Genomic DNA, 6,400 nt, shown 5'->3' on the forward strand with positions numbered 1-6,400 from the left:
GAAGAGAAGGGGAAGAGCATGAGACTCGGATCACGACTTCACGGCGACTTCCCACGCGGTTGGTGCCGCTCGGCGCAGTGGTGGATCACCGGGGTCCGCGAACTGGCATTGAACACCACGGCGGCCGTGGCCACCGCGGTGTTCGTCGGCGAAATGCAGCGCGCTGTGCGGCATCGCGACGAACCGCGGGTTCTGGCGCGCCTGTCCGGCACGTTCGAGGGACACGTGGCCAGCCTCTTGGTCAACGACGCAGGCTTGGCTGTTCTGGCCGCCACGGCGATCGAGGACGGTCCGCCGGTGATGCTGACAGTGCTGCTGGCCGGGTGGTGTCTGCTCAATACCGCCATCAGTGCCGTGTTCATCGTCGCCGCCCGGTCGAGGATCCGGCAGCCGGCAGCGTGGGCTGAGCTGGATTTCGTCGAGCAGCACGTGCCGAAGTACGGCCGGCCACGGCAGACGATCGAGGAGTACCGGGCGCAGCAGCTCCAGAAGTAGGTGCGAGAAGAGACAGAACCCCGTGGATGTGACATCCACGGAGATCTGTACTGCCCGACGGTGCGGTAATCAGTTGTTCTGGTTGCAGTCCTTGGCCATCAAGGTCTTCGCCTGGTCGCTGCCGACGGGGATGAGCCGTACCTGGTCGATCGAATAGGTGAAGGTGTACCCGAGCGTGATCATGCTGTTCGACATCGAGATTGAACCGGATCCCGGGTCGGTGCCTGTCTGGTCGGAACCGTTGACGTCGTCCCAGAGCACACTGGTCCGGCTGTCGTTGATCGTGCCGGTCGAAAGAACCTGGTACTGCCCCTTGTCGGTTTTGCCGTCCTTGACGACCGAACCGTGCTTGATGTCGTCGAGGGCCTTCGCGGTCAGCTGGCACTGCTGGTCGCCGGCGGTGACGTTGATGTACGTGATCTTGTGGCCGTCGATGGCGGCGATGCCGCCGCGCGCCCCGTCGGTGATGGAGATGTAGGCACCGTCGAAGCTGGAAGCTCGACTGCTGCTGGGGCTTTGGGAGGAAGCGGCATCGCTGCTCCCGCCGCAGGCGGTGAGCATGAGCGCACCCACGGCCAGGGCCGCAGCGGACATGGCGGCCCTGGTGGAGTTCATGGGGTTGTTTCCTCTCGAAGATCTTCGAGTCGATGCTCAGTCAACGCCAGTGCGACTTCGGCCTGGTTGAGCGCATGCTCGCCGTCCTGGATGAGCCACTGAAGACGCCGCACCAACGGGGCGTCTGCTACCTGGAGCGCCAGGTCACCGAACTCGCGCATCTCCGCGTATGCACCCTGCAACTGCTCCTCGTGGTGTGCCGACCGGACCCTGAGGCAGGCGACCCGCTCTGCCCACCAGTCCACCCGCGACTCGCGGTCAAGTGTGGTCCTTCCTTCGAGCCAGGCGTGGAGCTCGGCCTGGTCTACGTCGCCGGGAAGCCCTGTGGCAAGGGGCCCTTCAGGGTCCGGCATGTCGAGGGGCAGATGCGACAACAGCACCGCGGGGGTCGTATTAAGCGCATAGGAGATCGCGACGAGGTCATCGACGGTCACAGGGCGAGCGCGCTGCTCCATCTCCACGAGGGCGTTGGCCGGGATCGGGTGATCGAGCATCACGAGGACGTAGGCCAGCTCGTCGATGGTCAGTTCGCGCAACTGGCGGTAGTGGGTGATGGCGTCGGACACAGCAAGGGACGTGGGAAGGGACGACGGCATGCACCGATCATAGGTGTGCTCGCCGCAGCCTCCGGATGGTTTATCACATAGCTTCCGGGCGTCGTCACATGGATCTGGGATGGATCCTGAGCGAAGGTGCGCTCCGTGCCCTTGCGTACTTGGCGACCTGTGAGGTCACGCTCAAAGCGGATACTTCCTGAGGGGCTGCTTGCCGACGGCAGCACGCCACCTCGGGCAGCATCCGCTGCAGATGAGGCAAGACCGGCGCCGTCGATGCGGAAGCCGCCGCCCGCTCTGTACGGTCTGGACGTGCTGACGTCACGCCCAAGAGCGGTGAGGGCCCGCTGGCCGATACCGGCCTTCGCCTATCGTCACCGATTCAGCCGACGAGTGATGGGCCATCCACTTCAACGCCCCACACAGCCTTCGGCGATACCGCATACCAGGTGGAGACCAGCATCTGTCGTAGGGGCGTTTCGTAGTCCGAACCGCGTCTGCGACACGCGTCGCCGCCAGTAGTTTCGGCCGCCACCAGTCCACCAGTAGGGCCGTGAAGCCCTCGGGCATAGGCTCATTGCTGTGCCCCGCTCGGAGGTGTCCCGCGACGGGGTGCCAGCCCAGGGCCAGGGGCTCATCGTCAGCCGTCGGACGTACGTAGCATTGGTGACGCTCCTGCACCGCGCCGAACGTCGGGTAAGCGGCCTGCGCCTCAACCAGACTCAGACCCGTTCATTCGGGCCAACTCCTGCCCAGATCGGCTTACTGAACATCCGATGCCCGCAGCACGGGCACGGCTATCAGCCGTCACATGATGCCGGGACGGTGGCCGGCACCGCGGCAGGGAAATTTCCCGGTCTCTGAATCGGTCATTCGTCCGATCCTCAACAAGGTCCTCACCAGGAGCGATCAACTGAGCGGCTTCAGAAGCCCCTCTCGCGTTTCTTCTTGGCGTCAGTTTGGCCGACAACCGCGTCGTAGCAGCCCTGACAGAAAGGCCGCAGTCTCCGGTCCTTGAGTTCTCCGCTCATGGGTGACTCGATCGTCACATCTACGAGCAACGCCGCGTTGGCGGTTCTCCCGCACACGTCCGGCCTCCATGGATGGATGTGGCCACACCGGCAGTGGCAAGCGTCCGGAACGTCCTCTGCCTCCGCTCCCAGCAACAACGTCTGGATCTTGACGCGGGGCGGGCGGACCTTGCGGGCTATACGACCGCCAGCGCGAAAGGCGTGGACACCGGGGCCTGCACGTCGAGCGAACCTGACTGCCGCTTCACGGCTTAGCGCTGCACCACGCTCACTAGTCAGAAACGGACCCTCATCTCGGCCTCCGATTGAGGCCCGGGCAAGGGCCGCCGTTTGATCGCTGAGCGAGATGGTGCGCTCGCCCGTCTCCACCCTGGGGTAATGGCGGTCAGGGGAAACGTCACGCACGTCCAGCGAGAGGGCGTTACGGAGGCGGATCTCTCCCTCCCACAGCAGTGCCCAGAGGGTTCGGTGGGCGACAGGGATCGTCGCATCCTCAGCGAGACGCAGAAACTCCTCCAGGCTGAGGGCTGGGAGAGTTCTGGCTGCCAGATCCGAGCGGTGGCCCTGGCCACGTCGTGCAGCACGGGCGGCTTCCGCCTCCGCCTCCTGATAGCGCATGGCACCGGTAGCGGGATCACGGTCAACCGCAGTGAGCGGTGCAAGGACGCATTGAGCAGTAGCCAGGGTAAAGCCCCAGCGTTCGGCGCACTCTCGTGCAGTAGTAAGTCCCACGAGCCGATACTTCTACACACTCTGTGTCGAGGTCAAAGAATGGTTGATCGACCTCTGATCCAGGCTGCATCCTTCATCACCATCAGTGAGGCGACCCGCCGTTCTCCCGACAGTGCCCTCCTCGCGCAGCGGATGCCTCCACCAGACCCGTATCAGCTCTATAGGATTGTGCTTGGCCGAACTCAGCCGGTCCCCTCAAGATCAAAGCATGGCTTGATCATCCGTGTTGCAACGTGCACCACGAACCCGGATCTGGCGGATTGGGCGGTCGGCGCTCTTCTCCAGTGTCAGCACTGTCCGGTGGCGACGAGGTAGACAGAGTTGCTGAGGTTGCTGAGGTAGGCGACGCCCGGTGCGATGCAGACCGCGATTTGTGCTCTTGCCGGGCCGGGTCGGCCAGAGCCCCCTTCGGCAATGACGTAGCAGGTTGTCGTGCCGCCCCTCCACGTCAGCGGGGCGAGCCCGGCAGTATTCGCCCCACTCCGTACCGGCCGCCTCGGATGCTGGTACGGAGCGTGCGCCGGCCCCGGGGTTCAGGGCCAGACGGTGGGGGCCTCGGTGCTGAGGTCGGGCCAGCCGTCCAGGTAGCAGCTGACCTTGTCCTCCGGAACCTCTGCACCGCCGGCCTGTATCAGGAGCCGCACATAGTCGATGTCCTCGATGACCGCGGTGAGCAGGGCCCCGTCAGCGGTGTCGGCGCCGAGCAGCAGCCCGTAACCGGTAGCGGTGTGGTCCAGGCCCGCGCCCCAGCACAGTTCGCGATAGGCGCCGGGGGGCATAGTGGCGGGCGTCGCGAGCGCCGCCCGGTAGATGCTGATCATGTGACCTCCTCGACCGACGGCGGACAGCGGCGTGGAAGCCGTGGTGCCCGCCTCCGTCCGGGGGCGGGCGCAGTGAACTTCCGCCCCTGGCTAGGTCCTTATACCTGATGAACGCGGGCCGTGCGGGCCGATTGACCGAACTGGGCCATGGCCGGGCAGTGCGGGAAAGACTGGGCAGCGCTGGTGCTGCTCGCGCTGCACGACGCGGCCGCAGGGATTGGCACCCGTGGGAGGTGCTCATGGTCCTCATCGTCCTGATCATTGGTGCTGTGTTCGCCCACGTGCTTGTGCTGCGCGGCCGCCCCATGCGAGAACGCGCCGCACTGTTTGCCTCGGCGTGCGTCTTCTACGTCTTCTTCAGCAACGAGGACATAGCCGTGGCGGTCCGTCACGTAGTCCAGACTGTCGGCGGTGGCTAGGGGCGCGGGCGCAGAAGGAGCAGCCTGTTCCCCGGCCCGTGGCATGCCGGTGCCGCGGCTGGCGTGTCGCAGTGGGGTCATTGGTAAAAGCGCCCCCGTTCAGCGGCATCGGTTGCGGACGTGGGCAGCTTCGGCACCGTTCGCCCTGGGGCGCCCGAGCGCGGCGCGGTGGATGTCCTGGATCATCCGGGCGACGGCGCGCAGGTACCGGCGTAGGGACATGACTGCCCCCAGTGGGCGATGAGGTCGGGGGCGCTCATGGCCGGCTATCCAGGTGGCGCTCGCACCGACTGATGGGGACGCCGTGCCGGGAGCGGCCGCGATTCCCCCTCCGTGTAGCCGGGGGCTGAAGCCACAGGTACAGGCTGGTCGGTAGACGACGAACTCCACCCACAGGCCTGCCCGCCATTTCGATTTGATCTTCGCCACAGCGGGCGGCGGCTTCCTTGTCCGGCCGACCGCTCATTGCAGAGCCCGGAGGCGGTCGCCTCGGTCGGCCTGTGCGAAGCCGTCGACGACCTCCCTGCCGTTCCGGCCATCCTGCTCTCCTGCGAGGTCTTCGGTGATTCGGAGCTGTCCAGCGGTCAGCGGCAGCACATGCTTCAGGATCCTGTACCGGTGCCAGGGTCTGCTGATCCTGGACCAGCCGACTTCCCAGATCGACCCGTACGGTGAGGCCCGGATTATCGAACAGACAAGGCGATCGCTGTCCTCTCTGAACGTCCTGAGCAACGAGATTCGCAGGCCCTCCCCTCATCCAGTGCATGGCTCCAGCGCGTGCGGGGTCGTCACCACAGAGCGACCTAGAAACATGTCGATCGAGTAGGGCAGAGGCGTCATAGGCCGTCGCAGACGATGAGGTACAGCAGTTCGGTCACGATCGAGACAGGCCCGAGTGGCTGCCGACCACCAGGTTGAGAACGAGACGCATTAGTCAGCAATAGATCTGATTGACTAGTAGATACACGACTCGATAGGCTTTTCGAGTAAGCTTTGATAGGTGAACCAGTGGGGGGCGACTAGCGAGAAGTCGACATGCGCCGGGAACCGACTCGACATCAGCGCTGCGACAGAGCATCAGCATCGCGACGCCAAGGCCATCGCTCAGCCCACACGAGACGCAGGCTCTCCGGACACGCGAACCGACGATCCTGCAGATCATGGCTACGCCGCTGCTGCGTTTGGCCAGCACCCACGACCTGACAGGCACGCCCTTAGCCAGACCCGCTGAACGCGGGCCCGAAATGACCTGGAGTGTCCAATTGCGCAAAGAGACCACCGACGAAGCAATCATCGAAGCCGCTGCGAAAGCTCTTGAGCAGAACGAAACGATGCTGGACCCAAAGGACGCCGCCAAAGTCATCGGCTGCGGCGAACGCTGGCTCCGGGACGGGGCCAACCACAGCGGCTTCCCTCACCACCGCTTCGGCAAGTTCCTGAAGTTCAGTCTCCAGGACTGCCGCGAAATCCGGGAGATGAACCGCGAAACGGCCAGGCCTTCGGAGCTGGCCAAGGCCCGCCGCCGAAGGGCCACCGCACGCAAGTCCTCTGAGAACGGTCCGGCCAACCTGGCCGCCAAGCCGCTCAAGCCTGTTTCTCGTTCCGCCTAAGTGACCGGACAAGGCCACGAAGCTAAACACGGCATGGAATGGAAAATCGTCCGCAAGACGTTGGGTTTCAGAATGCCAGAACGGGACCTCTGGTAGAGCGGAAGATCTTGGACGGTCTTCCGC

The 6,400-nt window shown here is 64.8% G+C and carries 7 protein-coding genes; 3 read left to right on the plus strand and 4 right to left on the minus strand.

Annotated elements, in window-relative coordinates:
- A partial coding sequence (locus ACFU99_RS28785; protein ID WP_384397529.1) for a hypothetical protein occupies positions 1-495 on the plus strand: 495 nt, incomplete at its 5' end.
- A 69-nt stretch (positions 496-564) separates the two neighbouring features.
- Here ACFU99_RS28785 and ACFU99_RS28790 read toward each other — a convergent pair.
- The 4 genes from ACFU99_RS28790 to ACFU99_RS28805 form a co-directional block, all read right to left on the minus strand.
- Positions 565-1,110, minus strand: a complete 546-nt coding sequence (locus tag ACFU99_RS28790) for a hypothetical protein (RefSeq protein WP_384397532.1) — start codon at positions 1,108-1,110, stop codon at positions 565-567.
- Entirely contained in the window at positions 1,107-1,676 is a 570-nt protein-coding gene (locus tag ACFU99_RS28795) for a DNA-binding protein (protein WP_384397535.1), read from the minus strand. The genes ACFU99_RS28790 and ACFU99_RS28795 overlap by 4 nt, the downstream gene beginning before the upstream one ends.
- A 911-nt stretch (positions 1,677-2,587) precedes the next feature.
- The gene (locus ACFU99_RS28800) at positions 2,588-3,313 is read right to left on the minus strand and encodes a hypothetical protein (RefSeq protein ID WP_384397537.1); all 726 of its coding nucleotides are present in this window, start codon (positions 3,311-3,313) and stop codon (positions 2,588-2,590) included.
- Positions 3,314-3,960: 647 nt separating this feature from the next.
- Entirely contained in the window at positions 3,961-4,248 is a 288-nt protein-coding gene (locus ACFU99_RS28805; protein WP_384397539.1) for a hypothetical protein, read from the minus strand.
- Between the two features lie 239 nt (positions 4,249-4,487).
- On the opposite strand from ACFU99_RS28805, the gene ACFU99_RS28810 reads away from it, so the two are divergent.
- Entirely contained in the window at positions 4,488-4,667 is a 180-nt protein-coding gene (locus tag ACFU99_RS28810) for a hypothetical protein (RefSeq protein WP_384397541.1), read from the plus strand.
- Between the two features lie 1,160 nt (positions 4,668-5,827).
- Positions 5,828-6,277 carry a hypothetical protein gene (locus ACFU99_RS28815; RefSeq protein WP_384397543.1) on the plus strand — a complete coding sequence of 150 codons (450 nt, stop codon included), beginning with the start codon at positions 5,828-5,830 and terminating at the stop codon, positions 6,275-6,277.
- Positions 6,278-6,400 lie beyond the last annotated feature (123 nt).

Origin of the sequence: Streptomyces sp. NPDC057654, assembly GCF_042800135.1 — a bacterium.
Classification (GTDB): Bacteria; Actinomycetota; Actinomycetes; order Streptomycetales; family Streptomycetaceae; genus Streptomyces.

Excerpts from the sequence above, each read along its gene's own strand:
- ACFU99_RS28790 (WP_384397532.1), bottom strand. The coding sequence starts at position 1,110 with ATGAACTCCACCAGGGCCGCCATGTCCGCTGCGGCCCTGGCCGTGGGT.
- ACFU99_RS28800 (WP_384397537.1), bottom strand. The coding sequence starts at position 3,313 with ATGCGCTATCAGGAGGCGGAGGCGGAAGCCGCCCGTGCTGCACGACGT.
- ACFU99_RS28805 (WP_384397539.1), bottom strand. The coding sequence starts at position 4,248 with ATGATCAGCATCTACCGGGCGGCGCTCGCGACGCCCGCCACTATGCCC.
- ACFU99_RS28810 (WP_384397541.1), top strand. The coding sequence starts at position 4,488 with ATGGTCCTCATCGTCCTGATCATTGGTGCTGTGTTCGCCCACGTGCTT.
- ACFU99_RS28815 (WP_384397543.1), top strand. The coding sequence starts at position 5,828 with ATGGCTACGCCGCTGCTGCGTTTGGCCAGCACCCACGACCTGACAGGC.